The organism is Fictibacillus nanhaiensis (assembly GCF_036213205.1).
Lineage (GTDB): Bacteria > Bacillota > Bacilli > Bacillales > Fictibacillaceae > Fictibacillus > Fictibacillus nanhaiensis_E.
The window spans coordinates 104,555-126,547 of the sequence record NZ_JARMFC010000014.1 but is presented as its reverse complement, the minus strand read 5'-3'; the positions used below and the strand labels follow the sequence as shown (position 1 = coordinate 126,547).

The 21,993-nt window shown below is 39.7% G+C and carries 19 protein-coding genes; 5 read left to right on the top strand and 14 right to left on the bottom strand.

The window, feature by feature from the left end; genetic code table 11:
• Nucleotides 1-155: 155 nt before the first annotated feature.
• The 7 genes from P4V41_RS14675 to P4V41_RS14645 all read right to left on the bottom strand — a co-directional run bounded on the left by P4V41_RS14675 (nucleotide 156) and on the right by P4V41_RS14645 (nucleotide 11,083).
• Nucleotides 156-2,294, bottom strand: coding sequence for a YhgE/Pip domain-containing protein (locus tag P4V41_RS14675; RefSeq protein ID WP_328085806.1), 2,139 nt, complete (start codon nucleotides 2,292-2,294; stop codon nucleotides 156-158).
• A 154-nt stretch (nucleotides 2,295-2,448) separates the two neighbouring features.
• A complete protein-coding gene (locus tag P4V41_RS14670; RefSeq protein WP_328085805.1) occupies nucleotides 2,449-3,021 on the bottom strand; it encodes a TetR/AcrR family transcriptional regulator in 573 nt (190 codons plus the stop codon).
• Entirely contained in the window at nucleotides 3,018-4,295 is a 1,278-nt protein-coding gene (locus tag P4V41_RS14665; RefSeq protein ID WP_328085803.1) for an ATP-binding protein, read from the bottom strand. The genes P4V41_RS14670 and P4V41_RS14665 overlap by 4 nt, the downstream gene beginning before the upstream one ends.
• Nucleotides 4,296-5,005: 710 nt before the next feature.
• Nucleotides 5,006-6,406: a protoporphyrinogen oxidase gene (gene hemY, locus P4V41_RS14660; protein WP_328085801.1), complete on the bottom strand. Its 1,401-nt coding sequence runs from the start codon at nucleotides 6,404-6,406 to the stop codon at nucleotides 5,006-5,008.
• 5 nt (nucleotides 6,407-6,411) lie between these two features.
• On the bottom strand, nucleotides 6,412-7,353 hold the full coding sequence (hemH, locus tag P4V41_RS14655; RefSeq protein ID WP_328085800.1) for a ferrochelatase: 942 nt from the start codon (nucleotides 7,351-7,353) through the stop codon (nucleotides 6,412-6,414).
• A 6-nt stretch (nucleotides 7,354-7,359) separates the two neighbouring features.
• Complete coding sequence (hemE, locus tag P4V41_RS14650; RefSeq protein WP_137790805.1) at nucleotides 7,360-8,388, bottom strand: uroporphyrinogen decarboxylase; 1,029 nt, start codon at nucleotides 8,386-8,388, stop codon at nucleotides 7,360-7,362.
• Between the two features lie 466 nt (nucleotides 8,389-8,854).
• Nucleotides 8,855-11,083 carry a PBP1A family penicillin-binding protein gene (locus P4V41_RS14645; protein WP_328085799.1) on the bottom strand — a complete coding sequence of 743 codons (2,229 nt, stop codon included), beginning with the start codon at nucleotides 11,081-11,083 and terminating at the stop codon, nucleotides 8,855-8,857.
• Nucleotides 11,084-11,240: 157 nt separating this feature from the next.
• Between P4V41_RS14645 and P4V41_RS14640 the strand changes: the two genes are divergently transcribed.
• Both P4V41_RS14640 and P4V41_RS14635 read left to right on the top strand, forming a co-directional pair.
• Nucleotides 11,241-11,732, top strand: coding sequence for an antibiotic biosynthesis monooxygenase (locus tag P4V41_RS14640; RefSeq protein WP_328085798.1), 492 nt, complete (start codon nucleotides 11,241-11,243; stop codon nucleotides 11,730-11,732).
• Nucleotides 11,729-12,643: a diacylglycerol kinase family protein gene (locus P4V41_RS14635; protein WP_328085796.1), complete on the top strand. Its 915-nt coding sequence runs from the start codon at nucleotides 11,729-11,731 to the stop codon at nucleotides 12,641-12,643. Before P4V41_RS14640 ends, P4V41_RS14635 begins: the two co-directional genes overlap by 4 nt.
• Here the strand turns inward: P4V41_RS14635 and P4V41_RS14630 are convergent.
• Complete coding sequence (locus P4V41_RS14630) at nucleotides 12,621-13,328, bottom strand: phosphatase PAP2 family protein (protein ID WP_328085794.1); 708 nt, start codon at nucleotides 13,326-13,328, stop codon at nucleotides 12,621-12,623. The two genes, P4V41_RS14635 and P4V41_RS14630, sit on opposite strands and share 23 nt — an antisense overlap.
• A 332-nt stretch (nucleotides 13,329-13,660) precedes the next feature.
• A complete protein-coding gene (locus tag P4V41_RS14625) occupies nucleotides 13,661-13,978 on the bottom strand; it encodes a DUF3243 domain-containing protein (RefSeq protein ID WP_419181324.1) in 318 nt (105 codons plus the stop codon).
• 216 nt (nucleotides 13,979-14,194) lie between these two features.
• On the opposite strand from P4V41_RS14625, the gene P4V41_RS14620 reads away from it, so the two are divergent.
• The gene (locus P4V41_RS14620; RefSeq protein WP_328085791.1) at nucleotides 14,195-14,626 is read left to right on the top strand and encodes a ferritin-like domain-containing protein; all 432 of its coding nucleotides are present in this window, start codon (nucleotides 14,195-14,197) and stop codon (nucleotides 14,624-14,626) included.
• Nucleotides 14,627-14,655: 29 nt separating this feature from the next.
• Here the strand turns inward: P4V41_RS14620 and P4V41_RS14615 are convergent, their stop codons facing one another.
• The 5 genes from P4V41_RS14615 to P4V41_RS14595 all read right to left on the bottom strand — a co-directional run bounded on the left by P4V41_RS14615 (nucleotide 14,656) and on the right by P4V41_RS14595 (nucleotide 19,599).
• On the bottom strand, nucleotides 14,656-15,426 hold the full coding sequence (locus tag P4V41_RS14615; RefSeq protein WP_328085790.1) for an EcsC family protein: 771 nt from the start codon (nucleotides 15,424-15,426) through the stop codon (nucleotides 14,656-14,658).
• A 76-nt stretch (nucleotides 15,427-15,502) separates the two neighbouring features.
• The gene (locus P4V41_RS14610) at nucleotides 15,503-16,873 is read right to left on the bottom strand and encodes an FAD-dependent oxidoreductase (RefSeq protein ID WP_328085789.1); all 1,371 of its coding nucleotides are present in this window, start codon (nucleotides 16,871-16,873) and stop codon (nucleotides 15,503-15,505) included.
• Between the two features lie 169 nt (nucleotides 16,874-17,042).
• Nucleotides 17,043-18,260, bottom strand: a complete 1,218-nt coding sequence (locus P4V41_RS14605) for an ABC transporter permease (protein WP_328085788.1) — start codon at nucleotides 18,258-18,260, stop codon at nucleotides 17,043-17,045.
• Nucleotides 18,257-19,000 carry an ABC transporter ATP-binding protein gene (locus tag P4V41_RS14600; protein WP_328085787.1) on the bottom strand — a complete coding sequence of 248 codons (744 nt, stop codon included), beginning with the start codon at nucleotides 18,998-19,000 and terminating at the stop codon, nucleotides 18,257-18,259. The genes P4V41_RS14605 and P4V41_RS14600 overlap by 4 nt, the downstream gene beginning before the upstream one ends.
• 62 nt (nucleotides 19,001-19,062) lie before the next feature.
• Nucleotides 19,063-19,599, bottom strand: coding sequence for a PCYCGC motif-containing (lipo)protein (locus P4V41_RS14595; RefSeq protein ID WP_328085786.1), 537 nt, complete (start codon nucleotides 19,597-19,599; stop codon nucleotides 19,063-19,065).
• Nucleotides 19,600-20,200: 601 nt separating this feature from the next.
• Between P4V41_RS14595 and P4V41_RS14590 the strand changes: the two genes are divergently transcribed.
• On the top strand, nucleotides 20,201-20,629 hold the full coding sequence (locus tag P4V41_RS14590; protein WP_328085785.1) for an HIT family protein: 429 nt from the start codon (nucleotides 20,201-20,203) through the stop codon (nucleotides 20,627-20,629).
• Nucleotides 20,630-20,838: 209 nt separating this feature from the next.
• A complete protein-coding gene (gene serC / locus P4V41_RS14585; RefSeq protein WP_328085784.1) occupies nucleotides 20,839-21,918 on the top strand; it encodes a 3-phosphoserine/phosphohydroxythreonine transaminase in 1,080 nt (359 codons plus the stop codon).
• The last annotated feature ends 75 nt before the right edge of the window (nucleotides 21,919-21,993 follow it).

Genomic DNA, 21,993 nt, shown 5'->3' with positions numbered 1-21,993 from the left:
CTGCATCCATTAGAATGTCCATAATTTATGTTTCCCTTGCTTGCTTGCTTGAAAACTTCTTTTTTATAAGTTTTTTGTTATATCTGATAGCGATTGTTGCGCTATTCAAAAAAAAACACCTAAAAGGATAATATCCTCTCAGGTGTTTAACTAATTTATGCTACTGAACCTTCATCTGCGTTATTCTTTTTTCTAAACTGACTTGCAAAGTAAGCCCATGTACCAATCATACAGATCGCCATGAAGCCTACGAGAATCCATAGATTAAAGGTAAAGCTGTCCATATCTCCGCTTGAGATTACCGCTTTAAAGCCTGAAACGGAATATGTCATTGGAAGCCAAGCATTAAATCCTTGTAGGCCGTTTGGAATAAGCTCTAACGGGAATGTTCCTGCACTCGTTGTGAGTTGCAGGATTAAGATGATAATCGCTACAAAACGGCCTGGATCTCCAAGCACCGTAACAAGTAATTGTACGAGTGCTAAGAAAGTAAGACTCGTGATGATACTTAGTCCAAGGAACGCTCCTAAGTTACTTACTTCAATTCCTAGACCATATATCAATACAGCATCCGCAATCAGTGCTTGAATGACACCAACCACTGCTAAGAAAGTAAACTTACCAGCAAACCAGCTGAATCCTGAACGTGGGTGTCCAGCTTTATCACGTAATGGGAATACAATTGACATTAACAATGCTCCTACGAAAAGACCTAATGATAAGAAGTAAGGAGCAAAGCCTGTTCCGTAGTTCGGAACATCAGAAAAGCTTTTTGTTTTAACAGAAACAGGGTTCGCGATTCGTTCGAACATGTCACTGTCTGGATCAAGCTCACCAGTTTTGTCCGCTGCATCACTTAATGAAGAAGATAGTTTTCCGCTTCCATCAAGCAGCTTTTGTTCACCGTTATGAATCTCCTTCACATGACCCGTAACTTCTTGCCAGCCTGTTGCAACAGTGTTAGTTCCATCAGCTAACTTTCCACTCGCACCTAACAGTTGTTGACTACCGTTAGCCGCTTCGCCTAATTTAGATTGGAACGTTTGCGTACCTTCATTTAATTTTGCCTGGCCACTTGCAAGCTGATCGACTCCGTCAACTAGTTTAAGCTGACCGTTATGAAGATCTTCTGCTCCTTTTGCAACTGCCGTTTGTGAATCACTTAGCTTCTTTGCTCCTGCAGAAAGTTCATTCGCTCCTCCAGCGATTTTACCTGTTGCTGCTGTTAAGCTATCTAAGCCGTTATTAATACCATTACTTGCTGCTGCAAGCTGTTTTAAGGATGCTGCCATCTGCTCATCTGACATGTTTCCTTGGTTTTGAATCAGTGCATTAATTTGTTGTTCTAGTTGTTTTGAACCTGCTGCTGCTTTTTGAGCACCTGCGTTCCATTCATTAACTGAACCTGTGAGCGTTGTTGCACCAGTCGATAATTTAGATGCACCGCCTTGAAGAGCTAAGCTTCCATTCTTAATTTTTTCAGAACCTGCTGTCGCTTGGCTCAGTCCACCTTTTATAGCTTGTGCACCGTTACTCAGTCGACCTTGCCCATCTGCTAGTTGTTTATGAGCAGCAAGCAATTTATCGATTCCATTATCAAACTCGGTCATTTTTGAATTAAAAAGCATAGCTCCATCTTTTAACTCATTAATCTGTGGTGTTTTTGCTTCCATTCCAGAAGCTAGCTCACCACTACCAGATGCTGCTTTTTTTAATCCATCCGTTACTTGATTAGAGCCATCTGCTGCTTTCTCCAACCCTCCAGCCAACTGTTCAACTTGATCGAACATGACTTCAGCATAAGTTTTTGTAAGTTCATTCGACAAACTTTCTTTCATTTTATCAACGGCTGTTCCGCCAATTTGTGCTGCTAGAAAGTTAAAGCCAGCGTTCGGTGTATAAATAATCTCAGGCTTTTTTTTGGAGTTTCCTGATAAAGCAGTTGCTTCTTCAGAAAAGTTCTCCGGAATCTCGATCATCATATAATAATCGTTATGTTCCAAACCTTGCTTTGCTTTTTCTTCGCTAACGAATTTCCACTGAAACTGTGGATTTTCTTTGAGTTTTTTTACGAACTCATCTCCAACGGTTAAGTTCTCACCGTTATATTCATACCCTTCGTCTTGATTGACTACGGCCACCGGCAGATCTTCCATCTTGTCATACGGATCCCAGAACGCCCATAGAAACATTCCGCTGTATAACACAGGTATAAATAGAACTGCTAAGACCGGTACAGCAATTTTTTTGTTTGAAAAAACTGCTTTAAATTGAGCTCCGATACTTTTTAGCACAGTTGTTCACTCCTCCTAATACTAAATGACTAATTTAGTCACTTGGTCATTTTACGGTAAAAAAAGAGACTCTTACAGTCCGCTTTTTCGAAAATGACCGAAATAGAAATTTGGTCACAACTTAATGTAACACGTTTTTCTTGCTTCTGCAATACTATGGTTTCCTTAAACCATCCATTACAAACATCTCCAGCACTTCAAGCATTTTTTCCTTCTGAAGAGCTTCATGATCACGTTCCCAATCAAAAATAAGTGCGATATATACCTTGACCATCATAAACGCCACAATATCTGTATGACATTCTTTGATCTCGCCTTTTTCGACTGCTTTATCCAACTCTTTTTGAACAAAATTCAATACCGCTTTTTCGATCCTTTGCAGAGCCTCAGTTACAGGTGAAGTATTTAACTCTTTCACTTCCTGAGAAAGTTTAACCGCTAACTTATGCGTTTTACGAAGTTCAACGACTTCATACAAAGCATTATGCAGGTTCTCATAAAAAGGGCGATCTTCTTTTATTGCAGAAGATGCCGCTAACTTCGTCTCTGCTACTAAGTTTGTGATAATTTCCGAAAATAATTCTTCTTTGTTTGCGAAAAAAGTATAGATTGTTCCCTTTCCAACGTTTGCAATCTTAGCGATTTGATCCACTGTACTCGCCTTATAGCCAAACATAGAAAAAGAACGCTCTGCTGCGTCTAGAATACTTTTTCTGCGGTCCATCATCCCACCTCCTCACCATTAACAATATTTCGTTTCGTGGATAACTGCAAGGTTAAAAGAACTCTGGTGCCTTCATTAAGTATGCTCTCATACCGAAGTTTTCCGTCCATATCTTGAATCAGTTTATACGTTACCATCATACCCAAACCCGTACCTTTTGCTTTCGTTGTATAAAAAGGCAATCCAATCTGTTCAAGTTCTTCTTCTGTCATACCCTTACCATTGTCTTCGATCGCTATCGTAATCCTACTTTTTGTAACTTTATAGCGATACAGATGGATTGTGCCACCCGTTTCTATCGCTTCTATCCCGTTTTTGATAATATTTATTAAACCTTGCTTAAGTTTTGGTTCATCAATGCACACATTGTAAGAGCCTAATGGACTAGCGGTGACCTCGACATTATTAATCGCTCCATATGGGGCTGTAAGCGCAATAACATCTCTTAACACTTTTTCAAGTGGTACGGTCTCAAGCTTTGGTACATCTGGCTTCACCATGGACAAATAATCTGTGATGATCTTGTTCGTTCGATCTAGTTCTTCGATTAAGAGTGGTGAATGTTCCTTTAGCTTAGCATCAGTTGTCGTGCTGCCAAGAAACTGAATCATTCCACGAATTGTCGTCATCGGATTTCTAACTTCATGCGCGATTGCTGCTGCCATCTGTCCTGCAACTGCCAGCTTATCTAAGTAAACGGTTTCCTTCAGCTGCATATTAATCTTAACAAGTCTTTCAATTAAGAAGATACATGAAAAGAAAGCGATCAAAAAGCTCGAGAAATAGACGAGATAAAAATCAATCGTTAGAAAATCAAGATATGTATGAATGAACAACATGTAAAATAATGTATAAACAAGAGCAATATAAATGGCAGAAATCCATCTGCGCTTATCTTCATCAAAAAATCCATGATAGATCACGCAAACCACATAAGCTAATAAGATTAAAACAATACCAAGCCAAGCTAACTCTCCACCTACTGCTATTCTAGCGATGGCAACAATCAACGAGCAGATAGCACCAGGAAGCCAGCCCACATACAGCGTTACGATCATAATCGGGACATTTCGAAGATCAAAAAAAGAATCCTTCAATGTTTCGATCGGAAACAGCATACAAACCAGTGCACCCGCACCACTGATCAAGCCAAAGACGACTTGATTCTTATAACTCGGAATAACACCAGGATGAAGGGGAAAGAACATGTTCAAAAGATGTGTAAATGAAAATATGATTGCAATATTTACAAATAACGGCTCAATAAATGCTTGCAAAGCGCTTCCCCCTTCCTTTTTTTCTCCCTACAGTATAGCAGAAACATTCTACAAGAAAATATAAAAAACGACAAACATATCCATTTGTCGTTTAATTCTTCATTTGTTTTAGTCTTCAAAGTACAACCATAAAGTTCACAAAGACTACTAGCAAGCATAAAACGAGGAAGGACGCTTCAGCAGCAGTTACTTGTAGACTCAGGAGCATGTATGCTTCCTTGAAAGTCAAACTTTCAAAGGGGCTCAACACTAGCCTGCGGTCAGTGAGCATACTGGGGTTAAATTTAACCATTTTTAAGACAAGAAAGTTTACGATATCAACCTTTTATTAAGAATTTAGCAGTAAAAGCATTTTAATCTTTACGGAAGAGGCTAATTTTAGTCTATTAAGGTTAAAGAAGGTGTAGTTTCTGTCCCCCCAGACGGGTCGTTACATATACCTGTCTGGGTATTCAACTCATTTAATCCTGAAAATTCAGCACACAATCCAGAAATTCGGGCTGTTTATCCACGAGATTTGGCTCTCAATCCAAAAGTTTTTGCCCTTTATCCACGAGTCTACAATCCTCGACAAATTTAGCACTTCCGAACTTCCCTGAAATACCACGATACACAAAAAAAGCCCTTGAAGTGGCTCACCGACAGCCCCGCGGAAAGCGAGCAGTCTGGAACGGAAATCAACCACTTCAAAAGAGCAATTTACCCTAACGCTAAAAAAGAGATTCCACTGCCATTTTCGCTGAATTCACGCAATCTGGCAATCCCACACCATCATATGGAGCTCCGGCTAGTTTCACGCCGGGCAACTCATTTTGAAAGGTAGTTCTGAGCTTTTCTACATACTCTTTATGCCCAACTTCATATTGCGGCATCGAATCAATCATACGAGAAACATGGTAGAATTCCGGACGACTATCAACTCCCATGATCCTCTTTAAATCATCTAATACTTTTTCCAAAATAACTTCATCTGGTTGTTGAACGATGTCTTGATCTTCTGCACGCCCTACATAACAACGAAGAACCACTTTACCTTCTGGAGTCGTATGCGGCCATTTTCTGCTCGTCCACGTACACGCCGTTATAGATGTATCTTCACTTTTAGCAATAACAAAACCTGTTCCATCAAGACTAAAGTTCACGTCTTCTTCATTAAAACTCATCGCAACCGTTGCTACTGAAGTTGGCTTCGTGTCGTGAAAACCAGCAGGAAACAGAGATTCACCAAGAAGTTTTTTCGTAACATGATAAGGTGTTGTGACAATTACATGATCACCTTTCATTACCGAACCATCTTCCATCACCACTGAATAGGTTCCGTCTTCTAAACGCTCGACAGCTTTAACGTGAACACTTGTCTTAATGCTTTCTTCAGGTACTGCTTTTGAAAGAGCTTCAATGAAAGAGGATAATCCGCCTTTTAGTGTTAAAAAAGCACCTTTTTTCTTTTTCTGAATCGGTGTCTTCTCTTGCTTAGGCTGCGTCTTTTTCATGCCTAAGATTAAACTTCGATATTTCTTTTCCGTTTCTACAAATTGTGGAAACGTGGATTGCAGGCTAAGTCGATCGATTCTTCCTGCATAAATCCCAGATAACAAAGGTTCAATCAGCCGATCAACCACTTCATCACCAAGACGTCTTCTAAAAAAATGGCCAACCGAAACATCTTGTTGCGCATTTTTCCGTTTAGGAAGGACAAGGTCTAACCCCGCTCTTGCTTTACCAGCGACAGAGAATAAAGGCGTGGTCGCAAACGGCATCACTTTTGTCGGTATTCCCATCACAGCACCTTCAGGAATTGGATGAAGCTGCATATTATGCAATATATAAGCTTGACCCGTTTCATTAGAAACCAAATCATCGCCTAGACCAACGTCATTAACAAGTTCTGTCATTACTGTTTTTCTAGCAAGATAGGAATCTGGACCTCGCTCTAGCACAAAACCATCTTCTTTAATCGTATCGATCTTGCCACCAAGACGGTTGCTTCCTTCGACCACTGTAAATGTTATCGGGTCCCCTGTTTCCTTTGCATATTTTTGAACATAAAAGGCAGCGGCTAAACCTGTTATGCCGCCGCCCAATATAATAACGTGCTTTCGCTCGTTCATCTCATTCACATTCTTTCTTTTGCTAGTGCATTTTCAATGACCGTTGCTAAACAATCAATAAATTCTGGCTTTGCGTTAGGCATCTCAGGACGATAATAGTTAACACCCAACTCATCTGTGACTACTTTACACTCATAATCGTTGTCATAAAGAACTTCCAGATGATCTGCCACAAAACCAACAGGACAATAGATAAAATGTGTATAGCCATGATCGTTATAAAGATCTCTAGTTAGATCCTGAACGTCTGGTCCGATCCACGGTTCAGGTGTATTACCAGCACTCTGCCACCCAATCGTATAATGAGGGACATTCGCTTTCTTCGCAATAAGATCAGCTGTTTCCTGAAGCTGCGTCGGATACGGATCACCCATTTGGAGAATCTTTTCTGGCAGACTGTGTGCGGAGAAGATCACAACGGTTTTGTCATGCTCATTCTCAGGGATGGAATTAAACGTTTGTTTAATTCCATCCGCCCAAAATTGTACATACTTCGGCTCATTATACCAGCTATCAATCGTCGTAAAGGATGGTCCACCAATTTTTGCAGACTCTTCTACAGCGCGTCCGTTATATGACTTTACACTGAACGTTGAGTAGTGAGGAGCAAGAACAAGTGTTACTGCTTCTTCGATACCATCTTCCTTCATCTTCAGCACAGCATCTTCAATGAAAGGATCAATATGCTTTAGTCCAAGATAGCTTTTAAACTCACGATCGGGGTAACGCTCATTCATCTCAGCTTCAATTTTTTGCGCTTGCTCTTCTGTAATCTTAGCAAGTGGTGAGATTCCACCGATCTGTTCGTAGCGTTCCGTAAGTTCTTGCAGCTGTTCAGGAGAAGGCTTACGTCCTCTTCTAATGTGTGTGTAATAGCTTTCTACTTCATCTAGACTTCTTGGCGTACCGTACGCCATGATCAACAGACCTGTTTTCTTGTTACTCACTCTTTATCACCCTAGTTTTTTAGACGTATATTCATGAACAAAGGTGGTCAACTGCTTTAATGTTGCAATGTTTACTTCAGGGAAAATGCCTTTTCCGACATTGAAGATAAAGCCTGGTTCTTCCATACCTTCATCCAAAATTTCTTTTGTTCGTGCTTCAATTACTTCCCATGGCGCCAATAGAATGGAAGGATCCAAGTTTCCTTGCAGCGCCTTTGTCACACCCATCTGACGCGCTTCTCTCGGAGATAATCTCCAATCAAGTCCGATCACATCGATCGGAAGCTCGTTCCACTCCATGATTAAGTGTCTTGCACCTGTTCCGTATAGAATCAACGGAACATTTTCTTCTCTTAGTGATGAGAAGATCTTGTACATGACAGGCTGAATGTATTTTCTGTAATCAGCTGCATTTAATGCGCCGACCCATGAATCAAAAATTTGAAACGCTTGTGCGCCAGCAGCAATCTGTGCCTTTGCATAAGCGATCGTCATATCGCCTAGCTTGTCCATCAGCATGAACCAGCTTTCAGGATCAGAGTACATCAGCTGCTTAGTTTTATGATAATCACGAGATGGCCCACCTTCAACCATATAGCTCGCAAGTGTAAATGGTGCACCTGCAAACGTGATTAGCGGAACTTCTAACTGTTGTCTTAAAATTTTGATTGTATCCAGAACATACGGTACGTCTTTCTCAGGATTGATCGTCCCTAAACGCTCTACATCTTCGCGCGTTCTTACAGGCTTATCGATCACGGGTCCGATTCCTGATTTAATCTCTACATCTACTCCAATCGCTGGTACAGGAGACATAATGTCTTTATAAAGAATCGCAGCATCCACTCCGTGTTGATCTACAGGGAGCTTCGTAACGCCAGCGCACATCTCTGGTCTATGTGTGATTTCAAATAGTGAATACTTCTCTTTCAATTTACGGTACTCTGGCTGGGAACGGCCCGCCTGTCTCATGTACCATACAGGAATATGTGAATTTTTCTCCTTACGACACGCTTTCAAAAACTCTTCATTCATAGTCAAAACGTACACACCTTTCTATACAAGACCAAAAGCTGCAGCACTATTGTTATCTCCTAGCTGCTGAAACTTAAAACCTTTAACGTCAATATCCATACACATTGTAAGGGAATTCATAATAAATGTATAGAAGATAAGCTTAATTGTCATGATTTTGGCAAAATGGATGTTCTATGGATGTTGAAAGCCTTTACAGGTGCATGCTGCCAAACCCGTATGAGATGAGTAAATGATAGGATTGAGTCTAGCTGCGTATCAATTAAGTCAAAAGTGGCCTCAATTAAGTCGAAATGAGCATCCATTAAGTCAAAACAACCAACTATTAAGCGCAAACACGCCCCAATTAAGTCTAAAATGAAAAATATAGGCTTTCCGACACAGTTCGACTCCCTCACTCTACTTCAATCTTCCAAACTCTCATCAAAAAAAGAAGACGGCCACCTAAGCCATCTTCTACCACTACTCAGTCATCTTTTTTCTTCTTTTTCTTTTTCTTCTCTTTTTCACGATCTTTCCTAATCTTGTCTCTAACATCTTTCTCATCGTCATCACCAAAACTTGGGAAGAGAGAGATCGACACAACATTTGATGGCTCACCTTCTTGTTTTGTAAGAGGGTTGTAAGGAACTATATAAAAGTCTGGCAATGTAAAGAGATTCTTGCCTGGCGCACCATACTCACCCTTACCTTTTATCGTATCTAAAAGAGTTGTTTCTCCTTCATTCACGGCATAAACCTTATATTGAAGACGCTCGTCTTTTGACGGAGTCCAGTTCAATTTAACTGAAGGAATCCCATAGTCCCCCATACCAAATGAAGCACGCAGATCATTTAACTCGATAAGCTCAATTGGCGGTGCTAAATCTTTTACTCCATCAGGTTTTTTGAACGAAAGACCTTGTTGTGAAGGCATTTCGTTAATCACTTGTTTAAATAGGAGAGTAGGTAAAGAACTGCCGCTGTTTAAATACGATTCTTTTGTTGTTCGATCATAACCGACCCATACAGCACCGACTACTTCTGGTGTATACCCGACAAACCATGTATCTTTGTTTCCTTTATCTACGTTCGGATAGTTTGTGGTACCTGTCTTTCCTGCGATCTCCATATTCTCTCTTCCATCAGATCCCGTTCCGTTCTTCACGACTTGTTGAAGCATACGAGTCATATACCATGCGTTCTGTTTTTTCCAAACTTTCTTTTCTTCTGCTTTTGCCTTACCGATCAGATCTCCTTCATTGTTATAGATCTTACTGATCACAAAAGGCTCTATCGTCTTACCCTCATGTAGGAAACTGCGATATCCTTTTACCATCTGCAATGGTGTTACCCCTTGATCGATGCCGCCAAGTGCGATTCCGAGTCCTTTGTCCTCAATCGGCATACCAAGTTGTTCAAGGTAACCTTTCGAATCAGATATTCCGTTCTTGTTCAACAGCCATACTGCAGATGAATTTACAGAGTGAGAAATGGCGTCTACCATGGACACTTTACCTTCGTATCTGCCGTTATAATTCTTTGGTTCATAACCGTCATAGCTTAGTTCTTCATCACGCAGCATAGAATAAGGTTTGTATTTTTCGGATTCAAGAGCGGGACCATACACGGATAAAGGCTTGAACGTTGAACCAGGCTGACGATTGACCTCTACCCGATTAAGTCCCTCTGTCACATAGTTCCGCCCCCCTTGAACAGCGAGCAAACCACCTGTTTTCCCATCCATTAAAACCATTGCGCCCTCAGGTTTTTCCTGACCCGTACCTACAAAATAACGACCGTCCTGAAAGCTTTTATATACAGAATCTTGTGCTGCTAAATTCATAGGTACAACGATTTTATAACCGCCTTGTCGCAATTCTTCCCTTGAAAGTTGATACTTTTCTTTCGCTTCTTTTATCACCATATCAATGTATGTTGTATAAGCCGGGTTTCGTTTCTCTTGCTGAAAATCTAGAGCGATCGTTTTTCCTTGTGCCCTGACCGTTTCAGAAGGTGTCAGATAATCTTGCTTCTCCATAAGTGTAAGAACGAGATCACGCCGCTCTTTTGCTTCCTTTGAATTTTTTAGTGGAGAATAATAGTTAGGTGCCTTCGGAAGTCCGGCAAGCACCGCACCCTCTGCTACCGTTAAATCACTGACATCTTTATTAAAATATGTTTTAGCAGCAAGCTGAATGCCGTACGCACCATGTCCGAAGTAGATTTGATTCAAATACATCTCCAAAATTTTATCTTTTGGGTATCTTCTTTCTAGGTTGATAGCAATGACAGCTTCTTTTGTTTTTCTTAGCCACGACTTCTCATGAGACAAAAAAACATTCTTTGCTAACTGCTGAGTGATCGTACTGCCGCCTTCGACTTTACCTCCAGCAAGAATGTCCTTATAGATTGCACGTGAGATCGCTTTTACATCAATTCCATTGTGTTTATAGAAACGGCTGTCTTCAACAGCTACAAACGCTTCCTGCACATGTTTCGGAATGTCCTCAATGTCGACGATCTCTCTATTTTCATCATAGATTTTTGTAATTTTATCCCCGTTCTCGGCAACAAGGACAGTAGCTGAATCCATAACTAGATCCTTTTCATCGATTACATAATCTCCAGCTAAAATTATAAAAAGATAGGCAAAAAAACCTATTATAAGTGAACCCACTAATATACTGAGTGCGACGAGACTTCTTTTTACCATAACCAACCCTCATTTCATTCAAGGTCGAAAAGTACATTTTATATAATTTTCCCTTAGTTGGAAAGTATATTACAACTACCCAACTTCTTACACTGTTTAATGTGCTGAATGGTTGGGTAAAACAAAGGTAAATCAATAAAAAAGGGCAGGGATTCCTATGAACATATACATTACTTATGGGACTTTAGACTATTTAGCAACATATCAGGAAAAATACGATGACGCTCTCCTACTAGAAGGCGACTCTAATTCTGCTTTAGTAATTGAAACAGATGGAGAAAATCCATTTACCGAGAAACATGAGTACGAAGTAATAAACCAAAGAGGATCCTTAAGTGGTGCTGGCTTTGTTGTTATGAATCACATTCCGGTATCAGAAGAAGGAAGATCTCTTTTTGAAGAACGTTTCCAAAATCGTGCTGGGCTTGTTGAAAGTGAACCAGGTTTTAGTGGCATACGTATTCTTCGACCTCTTCACCAAGATCCTTATATCGTGATGACACTTTGGAAATCACATGCCGATTTCACTAACTGGCAACAATCTAAAGCTTATGAGGAGGCTCATAAGAATAGAGGCACATCAAAAGCACTACCAGAAACACTTTTCACAGGAAAATCATTCGTTAAAGAATACATGGTAGCGAAATGACTAGAAATCCATTAACCATAAAAAGAGCATCCGTTATATTAAATCCTTCTGCCGGGCAGGGCAGGTTGCTTAATCAGTGGAACGCAGTGCTCGAGCAGCTGAAAAGTGGTTTTGAAGACGTTCAAGTTTATGAGACGACTGAACCGGGCGAAGGTGCTTCATTTGTTAAAGAGTTGCAAGGGAAGACAGATCTCATCATTGCTGCAGGCGGTGACGGAACGGTACATGAAATTGCAGATGCTGTATTGTCTATAACAGAGAATCAGCCGGTTTTCGGAATCTTACCAGGTGGAACGTGCAATGATTTTTCGAGAGCGCTAGGCATGAACCAAAATCCTGTAAAAGCAGCGGAACAGCTTAGTGAAAAAAAGTTTCGCAACATTGACGTTGGGGAGTTTAACGGACATTTCTTTACAAATTTCTGGGGTGTTGGATTGATTACACATGTCTCGGAATCCATCGATCCAGATACAAAAGAAAAATTCGGACGCCTTTCTTATTATTTATCTGCGGCAAAATCCTTTCAAACATGGGAACCCTTTGACATATCAATCTCATCTAAAGAGTTCCAATTTGATGGACAAGCAGCCATGTTTCTTGCTGTGAACGGGCCTTTTACCGGTGGTATCCGTCCATTCTTTCCGGATACTGATATTCAAGACGGAAAGCTCGATTGCTTGCTGATTGAAGAGCCCTCCACTTCCTTTATTTGGGACGTCCTTTTAAATCGATTATCAGATACTTCAAAGGAAGGGCAAGGTTATCATTATTTCCAAAGCTCAGAAATCAGCATAAAAACAGCTCCCCAACAGCTTATCGACTGTGATGGAGAGCGTCAGCATCATACACCTGCAGTTATTAAATGTTTACAAAATCAACTACTTACACTTACTGGGGATGTTTTCTTCTAAAAAAAGGAAGCGTCCTTTTTTGATAGGCTCTTATTGATTCACGACCACCTATACATAGCAGAAGCCAAACGGTTCCAGCACTAAATCCAGCTATTATGTCAGATGGATAATGAACGCCTAGATAAACACGGCTAAAACCAATAAGAAAAATCGTTGATATAAACGCAATCGTAAGCGTGATTTTAAGCGGTTTTCCTCTTCTGCTTCTTACGACTAAATAGCCAAGAAAACCATAATAAATGAGACTGCCCATGGCATGCCCACTAGGATAACTGAATCCTTGCTCAACGATCAGGCTATCTTCAGGTCTTATTCTTCCAAACCAATGTTTTAATCCTAGGTTTAAAAGACCTCCTCCTGCAACTGCGATTATATAGAAAATAGCACCCCAATAATTCTTTCGTTTAACGATAAGCCAGATCAGACTTCCTACTAACAACAGGGTTAATATATCTTTTGAGCCAAAGAAAGTGATTACTTTCATTACTTCGGTTAACGTGTCACTTCTAATATCTGTTACATACTGAATAATCACTTGATCAAACTCAAATACCTCGTTTTCCATCAAGTCTTCCGACAGCTCAAAAAAGATATTTAGCGATAAGAAAGAAAGACCTAAACCGCTTATGATATATATAAGAGGAAGGATTGGAAAGGGTAGTTTGTTTGCCAGTTCTCGTAACATATAATTCTCCTCAATATCTTTTCTTATTTATTTTCAATTAAAAACTTCTTTTTCTATAAGCAGTTGACTCTGTTATAAACGTTTATTATTGCTAAGTTTTCACTCTTTTAACGTTGAATAAACCACTATAAAACATTGTCGTTTTTTTAACTGTCCTTGTAAATGACCATTGAGGTAAATTTATTGACGTTTTAGCAAACATTATTGCTTTCGTAAATTCCCCAAACGAACTATTTCCACGATAGATTTAAACTTGGATGATTTCGAACTCAATCTTTCATATACTTGTAATAAAAAAAGCCGCTCAAAGAAGAGCAGCTTTTACATGTATGCTATTTAACAAGCTTCACTAACATATGTGCAAGTTTATGACGCTCTTCTTGTTCTCCGACTTTCCATAGTTCTTTTAAGAGATTCTCTTCTGAGTTACGAGGCTCTTCATGGTTAGCTAAGTAATCTGCTACTTTCTCTGCAGTTTTTGCAAGTGTCTCTTCGCTCATGCCCATTTTTTCACCGATTTGCACTTTGCCGTGCAGGTAGCTCTTAAACTCTTCAAAGTTTGATAAGATCTCGTCCTTTTTGCTCTCACTCATTCGGCTTGCTGTTTCTTCCACCATACTAGTGTCTACATTACGATCTTCATCAACCATGTGTCTGCTGTCCATCTTTATTACCTCCTCAAAATTTTGTATCACTTTTGTTCAATATTTGTTTCATGCATAGTAGTCTTTTACCGATTTTTTCAATCCGTAAACCTATTTAAACACTTCATTTAATTTTTAGTACGGATATCCTATAAAATGGTTTATGGCAACGGGAAAAGGGGAAGGATATCTCTGTAGAACAAGATTCAGGAGGTTATACAAATGGAAAAAGACTTACAAGCACTAATCGATGGACTAAATGAGGATCTTGCAAACGAGTACTCTGCAATTATTATGTACAACCACAATGCAGCTACGGTTTCTGGTTTGTATCGTCAAATTTTAAAACCCTTCTTCCAAAGTGAAATTGCTGATGAGCAAGGACATGCTTTGTATTTAGCAGAAAAAATTAAAACTCTTGGGGGTACACCAACTACTCAGCCAAAACCGGTTAAACAAGTAGAGACCGTTCGCGAAATGCTGGAAGAAGCTCGAAACGCGGAGGAAGATACAATCCGACGTTATGAAGAGCGTAAAGAGCAAGCATCTAACCTAAAATTGACTGAGCTTGTCGTTCAGTTAGAAGATATGATTGCTGATGAGACGAAGCACAAAGAAGAAATGGACCGCTTATTAAGCGACAGCCGTTTATAAATCATCACATAATTACAAGCACCCTCAATTCATTGCGGGTGCTTGTTGTTTATTATCCTCTTCTTTTTTTCATCTGTTAGTAAACGCCATCTGAAGCAATTTTTTGCCACTTGACCTAAATCATCGAGAAAATGATAGTTCGCATATGCCCCGACAATCGCCCCTAAGCCTGGGACCATCTGAAGCATTTTTATGAGGTCGATATGATCGCGATAATCTTGTTGTAGTTCTTGCCAATTCATATGGTTGACCGACTTAGGAGACTCTGGGAAATCTTGAACCGTCTCTTTCCATGAAATTACCTTTTGAAATGCCTCTTCTCGCTTGTGCGGATCCGAAAAAGCTAGCCGAAATACATGAAGAATAAAGATTCGTTCTTTGTAGTCTTTAACATCCAATCCATAAATGCTTGCTGCTTCAAATAGAAACTTCATTTTTATACCTAGCAATAAAGGAAAGTCAGCAATGCCGAGTAATATACCCCCAGCTCCTGTTCCCGCTCCTTCTATGGCAGCTGTTCTTCTATAAAAGGAAAGTCGATCTTCAAACTTATAATCACGCTCTCGTAAATCTGCTGTAAACTTAATCGTTTTTTTAGTCGTATATTCAGAGCCTATTAAAGTAGCTTTAATCATATGCTTCATACTGGATGTAATAACATCATGCACTTTTTGTGGAATTTTCTCATTGATTTTCGTTTGAAGAGATTTTGTTGTTTTGTTCCAAAGTGAGGGCCGTTTGCACATTTCAGTTTCCCATTTTTTTAATTCTTCTAATACATTTTCTTCATAAGTTTTCATGATCTACCTCCTTTCATCTATACGTAAGTCATGCACCCTAGTTTCGATAATCTGCCCTCACGGCTGTTTTTACATCTTAAAGATTAGTATTTGCAGTTGGAATTCCTAATGGGAACTTAAACACATTTTGTGGATCGTATTTTGTTTTCACCTCAATTAAGCGAGGCAAGTTAACAAAGTAACATTGTTCAAGCCAGTTCTTAATACAATTATCATGAAAGTTCACATAAGCTCCATCCGCATAAGGAAGTAGAGAATTTCTTAAGCTCTCCACCCATTGCGTATTTATGTTTGCCTCACTCTCATTCTGCCATTTTGTAATATATAACAAACTGAACAATGCTTCTCTATGAACATAAGCCGTTTCAGTTGGTCCTGTACAAGCCGCTTTTCCGGACAGTGCTTGCAGCTGAACTTTATTCTCAATACTAGGTGAGTTTGATAGAAATTCTTTAAGTTTTTTTATCGCTACAAACGGTAACTGCTGTTTCGCAAACGCACCTGTATTCTTAAAAGGATGTGCATCAGGATCACCATGGTTAACAGCGTACTCCATCATACCCGGCATCATCCCTCCAAATATCTTAACGGCATCGATATAAGGCACCTTCTTCACTTCAACTACTTTAGGTGGGTATGCGATTAAAAGGGGCTTTAAAAGCTTTTTCAGTTCATCTGTTGTACCCAGAAATTCACCTAATGCACGCAGTTCACCAATGTCTTTTGTTAAGAGATCTATAATGGCTGTCAATCTTTCGTCTGTATATGGAGCCCATTTTTGCCAGGCATCCACGACTTTTTCAAATCCTTTAAAGTCCCATGTAATTTTAAAGATGGCAACATCATCAACGGGAACGACTTTAAAACGAAATGATGTAACCACGCCAAAGTTTCCTCCCCCACCGCCTCTCGATGCCCAAAATAAGTCCGCGTTTTTATGCTTATTCGCTATGATGATTTTTCCGTTTGCATCTACCATCTCAAGCTCCAGAAGCTGATCGATCAGCATGCCATATGGACGGGTTAACATTCCCCATCCACCTCCAAGCGTTAGACCTGAGAGTCCTACTGATGGACAAGTTCCTCCTGGAATCGTAAATCCTTCTTCATACAATTTTTCGTATAATGGGAAAAGCAATGCCCCCGCACCAAGAAAGGCAGTTTTTGTTTTGTGATCCACCTTTACTTCATCCATATCGCTGATGTCTATTACTAAACCACCATCTAATGATGAATAAGCTTCATAACTATGCCTTCCTGTACGGATCCGAAACTTAACATTCTTCTTTCTAGCCCAACGGATTGCGTTTGAAACATCCTTAGTAGTTGCGCAAAAATTGATAATCAAAGGAAATAAGTTAAAACGAGTATTAAACTCTTCTCGCGCCAGTTCATAGTCAGGACTTCCGGGTGTTACAATCCTTCCTGTTAATCCATAAGTATTCATGTGCCCCGCTCCCTTCCATAAAACTTATATGCATAAGCTATGAAAGATGCCCAAAATCTGTTTACAAACTTGAAAGAAGTTGATTTCCATTCCAGAATGCTTCGCTTTCCGCGGGGCAAGCGGTGAGGAGAAAACCTCTTACTAAAAAAAATTCCCAGCCCATAATGAGCTAGGAAGTCAATGTGATGTGTTTTTTTGTCATACTAGGCAGTCGAACTATACTATAAAGTATTGCTGCAACAGGCATAAGGATCGCGATCAGCCAGTCTCCAGTGAGCACTACATAGAAAATTCCATATAGTGCACCTTGTATGATCAGCAAATATTTCAGCCAGTTTTGAAACGCTTTTACTCTTGTATCTTGTTTGATCGGATAGATCATGAATATAACATTCCACCTGTACTGCGTGTAGAGTGTGAATAATTGCAGTGCAAACATTTGAAAAAACAAAAACACTACGATTAATTGCCACCAACCTGCAGGAATTAAATAAATGAACAGAAAACCGATTAAAATCAGTCGTACATATAAGCCTAAGTAATCACCTGAACGTACAAAAGTTTTCATATACAGAGCAGAAAATGCATTTTTCTTTTTAAATGAGAAAGATGCTAAGCTATTTAATAACGGTCGCTTATGCACGGTCTGCTTGAGCGCAGGTACATCCGTAAAATAATTGACGAATCGGTACCCTTTCATTTTTAAGGCTTGTTCTTCCGCTAAGAGCATTTCCCACTGATAACCATGCTGCTTTTTAAAGACGCCGAAAACAAAGTTCTTTAATACGTACATGATCGCAAAAATAGCGATCAAAAAGAGGTACGCTTCATTAAAGAGCAGATAGGCATATACGAAGTTTACAATAAACCTCATGATTTTATAGTTTGTTTGATGACTCCTGTAAGGCAACCTTCTTTCTTCCCACGATACATAGATGTTAAATACTTTTGCTGCGATCAAAAAGAAACCAAACGTGACATACATCTTCCAACCATCATGAATAAACACTTGGACGATTGGCCATAGCAATGTAAAAATGAATAAGGTAGAAAAAGCGCCAGTTGCAGTAGCTGAAGAAATAGCTTTTGAAAAATATTGTTTCATACCTGACTCAACAGGAAGTAAGAAAACGAGATCTCCTTCTTTTAACAATGTACGAATCGGGCTTTTGGTCAACCAAAACGAAAAAACAAGCGTTAGAATAAAAACGGCAGGAAAATTCTCAGGTAGTGCTTGTAGAAGCTTAGCATAATACACACTGCCGATGACGATGAGCAAAATTAAGGAAACAATAAGTCCGCTGTTAGCCATTAGGCTAAAGTATTTTAGTGTTTGCGTAACATGTGCATTGCGTCGTTTTGTCCATAATTTATTAACATCGATCATGTTACTTTACCTTTTGCTACAAAGAGGTAGATATCATCTAACGTTGCATTCTCCAACCCGCTTCTCACGCGTAATTCTTCCAACGTACCGCTTAGAACCAACCTTCCTTCATGCATGATCAAAAAGCGGTCGCAATATCTTTCTGCCGTGGACAAAATATGAGTCGACATTAAAACACCAGCACCGTTATTCTTAAATTTAACCATATACTCTAGAAAAGATTGAATCCCTAATGGATCGAGCCCTACGAACGGTTCATCCACAATATAAAGCTTAGGTTCGACCAACAGCGCACAAAGGATCATGACTTTTTGCTTCATCCCTTTGGAGAACTGACTCGGAAACCATTTTATCTTGTTGTCCATGCGAAATTCTTCAAGCAGTGGGCGGACACGTGTTAAAAAAGTTTGTTCTTCTAGTCCGTATGCCATTGCTGTTAGTTCTAGATGTTCCCATAATGTTAGCTCTTGGTAGAGAATGGGCATCTCAGGTATGTAAGTAAACTGACTTCGATAATTTTCTGGTTCTTCCCTAAACGTCTGACCTTCGATTTTAGAAGTACCTGACATGGGTTCCATAAGTCCTAGCACATGCTTTATCGTTGTACTTTTACCGGCTCCATTCAAACCGATCAATCCTACTATTTCATTTTCTTTCACCGTGAAATCTAAGTGATGAATAACAGGCTGATTAGGCAGATAGCCGCCTGTCAAATCCGTAACCTCAAGGATTGGTTTCATATTATACCTCCTTCTGCAATCCAGCATTTTCATTATTGTTTGCCATTTTTCTCGTTTTACACTTATGAGGCAGGCATCGGTGTCGGAGTTGGCTCTGCATATCCTTCTTTATATTTATCATCAATCATCTTTCGGATTTCAAGAGGAGTCTTTCCATCAGCAGAAGCACTCATGCTTATCGCAGCGATTTCCAGACACGTCCCGCATTTTGTGCCATGATCATCCCATACAATTTTTCCATCTTCTTTGTTTTCAGCAACAAAGCAATCATAATTATCTTTATGACCTGCGGAATCACCACATCCACAAAAACAAGGCATAGATTCAAGCAGTTCTTTAAATTTAGGGGCTTCTGCATAAATTGCAGCAATCTCATCAGGTTGTTTATTTAAGAAGTCGGGCAGTACATCTATAGAAGCAGTAAGTTCTTGAATATCACCGTTCGGCAAATGATTTTCATGTCCCTCATGAGACGCCTCTTGTTTACCCTGTGACTCCTCTTGGTGATTTTTATGTTCATCGTCTGCTTTATTGCCGCAGCCTGTGATAAGTAAAGTAGCACCAAGTGTCATTGTTAATACTAGTTGTCTTTTTTTCACGGAGAATCCTCCTTTTTTCATTCTTTCCTTATAATAGCTCAATTGCCGTTTCTTTTACCAATTTTATATGTATATCAAGTAAGGCTTCATGGACAAGATATAAGAGAAGAAGGTATCCCCCCTTCTTCAGGGAGAAAGATGCAAGGTATTAGATTTTTTCGGATATGCTACATTTTTAAGGAGATGGTTCTCTTGGACTATTTAGTGCTTGAGTAATTACAAATTCTTAATATTGAGGTGCATGGCTAAAAAATCGTATTGTTTTGTTTTCGTGTTCTCCTTTCTTCTCTAACCTCTATAAGAAGAAGGGTTCTATTTTTGAATAGGACCCTTCTTTTTTATTTTTATTGTTTCCTTTTAGGGTTAATTTCCGCTGCAGGTGCTCGCTTTCCGCAGGGCAGGCGGTGAGCCACATCCACTTTTCGAACTGCCCGCCTGTCCTGCAGGAGTCTCGCACCTTCCGCTCCAATCAACTTGTCAATGATGAAAAGAATAACAAAACAAAATCTTTAGATATAGTATCTTTACGCCTTTAATAAAAAGCGTTATTTTTTAACTAGTATTGTGTGATATGATAAGTAAAAAAAATGAGGTGAGCCACTTGTCCCACGATTCAAACTGCATTTTTTGTAAAATTGTTGCGGGTGAAATTCCATCCTACAAAGTGTACGAAGACGAGAACGTCCTAGCCTTCTTAGACATCAGCCAGGTCACAAAAGGACATACGCTGATCATCCCTAAAGAGCATTCTACAGATATATTCGAACTGTCTGCAGAAACCGCGGCAAAGCTTTATTCTGTCGTGCCTAAAATTGCCTCTGGAATTAAACAAACATTTAACCCGATCGGTCTGAACATTCTAAACAACAACGGTGAAGCAGCTGGACAGTCTGTTTTCCATTACCACATGCATTTTATCCCACGTTACGGTCAAGGTGACGGTTTTGGAGCAGTCTGGAAAACACAGGATTCCCCTGCCAACGAAATGACTGAAATCGCTCAAAATATTAAAGGAAACGTTAAAAACTAACGTTACATAGTAAAACTGCCTTCTTTTAAACTGGGCAGTTTTTTCATATTCTTTTTTAGTTTTTGCTCTATTCTAACAATTTTTTCACTTCAAAGCGGCAAGGGGCTCACCGGTCGCCCCGCGGAAAGCGAAGCACCTGGAACGGAAATCAACAACTTTCAAGTGTTCAAAGTTTGCTAAAATAGCGTTATTTTATAAGGAGGAGAACGATGACACGCATTTATTTTCAAGCAGGACCCACAACATTGCCTAAAGAGGTTATGCAGCAAGCAAAGGAAGAATGGGATGACTTTCTAGGTACTGGGTTAAATATCATGGAACATAGCCACAGGGGATCAGAATATGAAAGCATCCATGAACAAGCAAAAACGCGCATGAAACGTTTGCTCGATATACCTGATACACATGAAGTGTTGTTTTTACAAGGTGGGGCAAGTCTTCAATTCGCTATGATTCCGATGAACTTCATTCAAGGTGGAAAGACCGCAAAATATGTACTTACCGGATCTTGGTCTGAAAAAGCATATAAAGAAGCTCAAAAAATTGGGTCGTGTGAAGCAGTCATTACTGGTAAGCACTCGGAGTACCGTACCCTTCCTGAGATGAATTATGTGTCAAGCGAAAATGACGCTTATCTTCATATCACATCTAATAACACAATATTTGGCACACAATGGCCAGATTTACATGCTTTCAAACATGAAAATCTCGTAGCTGACATGTCTAGCGATATTATGAGCAGACCTATTTCAGTTGAAAATTATGGTTTAATCTATGCGGGTGCCCAAAAGAACCTTGGACCTTCAGGAGTCACCGCAGTCATCATCCGCAAAGATTTGCTACAAGAAAATAAATCTGTTCCATCGATCTTGTCGTATTCTGTTCATGCGAAAAACAATTCTCTATATAACACTCCGCCTGTGTACTCCATCTATTTACTAAACCTTGTACTAGGTTGGGTAGAAAAATCTGGTGGGGTCAAAGGAATGGAAAAGAGAAATCAAAGAAAAGCACAAGTCATCTACGACACGATTGATGAAAGTAAGGGCTTTTACAATGGCTTTGCAACACCAGAATCACGCTCAAACATGAATATCACTTTCACTCTTGCTAGTGATGAACTAGAAAAGCAGTTTATTAAAGAAAGTGAAGAAAACGGAATTTATGGATTAAAAGGACATCGGTCGGTTGGCGGTTTCAGAGCTTCGATCTATAATGCTGTTCCCCAAGAATCGTGTGATAGCCTTGCACAGTTCATGATACAATTTCAGGAAAAATACGGAAAGTAGTTCACAAACCTTTTCAGTTGTACGTACATCTGGTAACATAAAGGTACTTTCGCATTAGGCCAAGAGGGCACTATT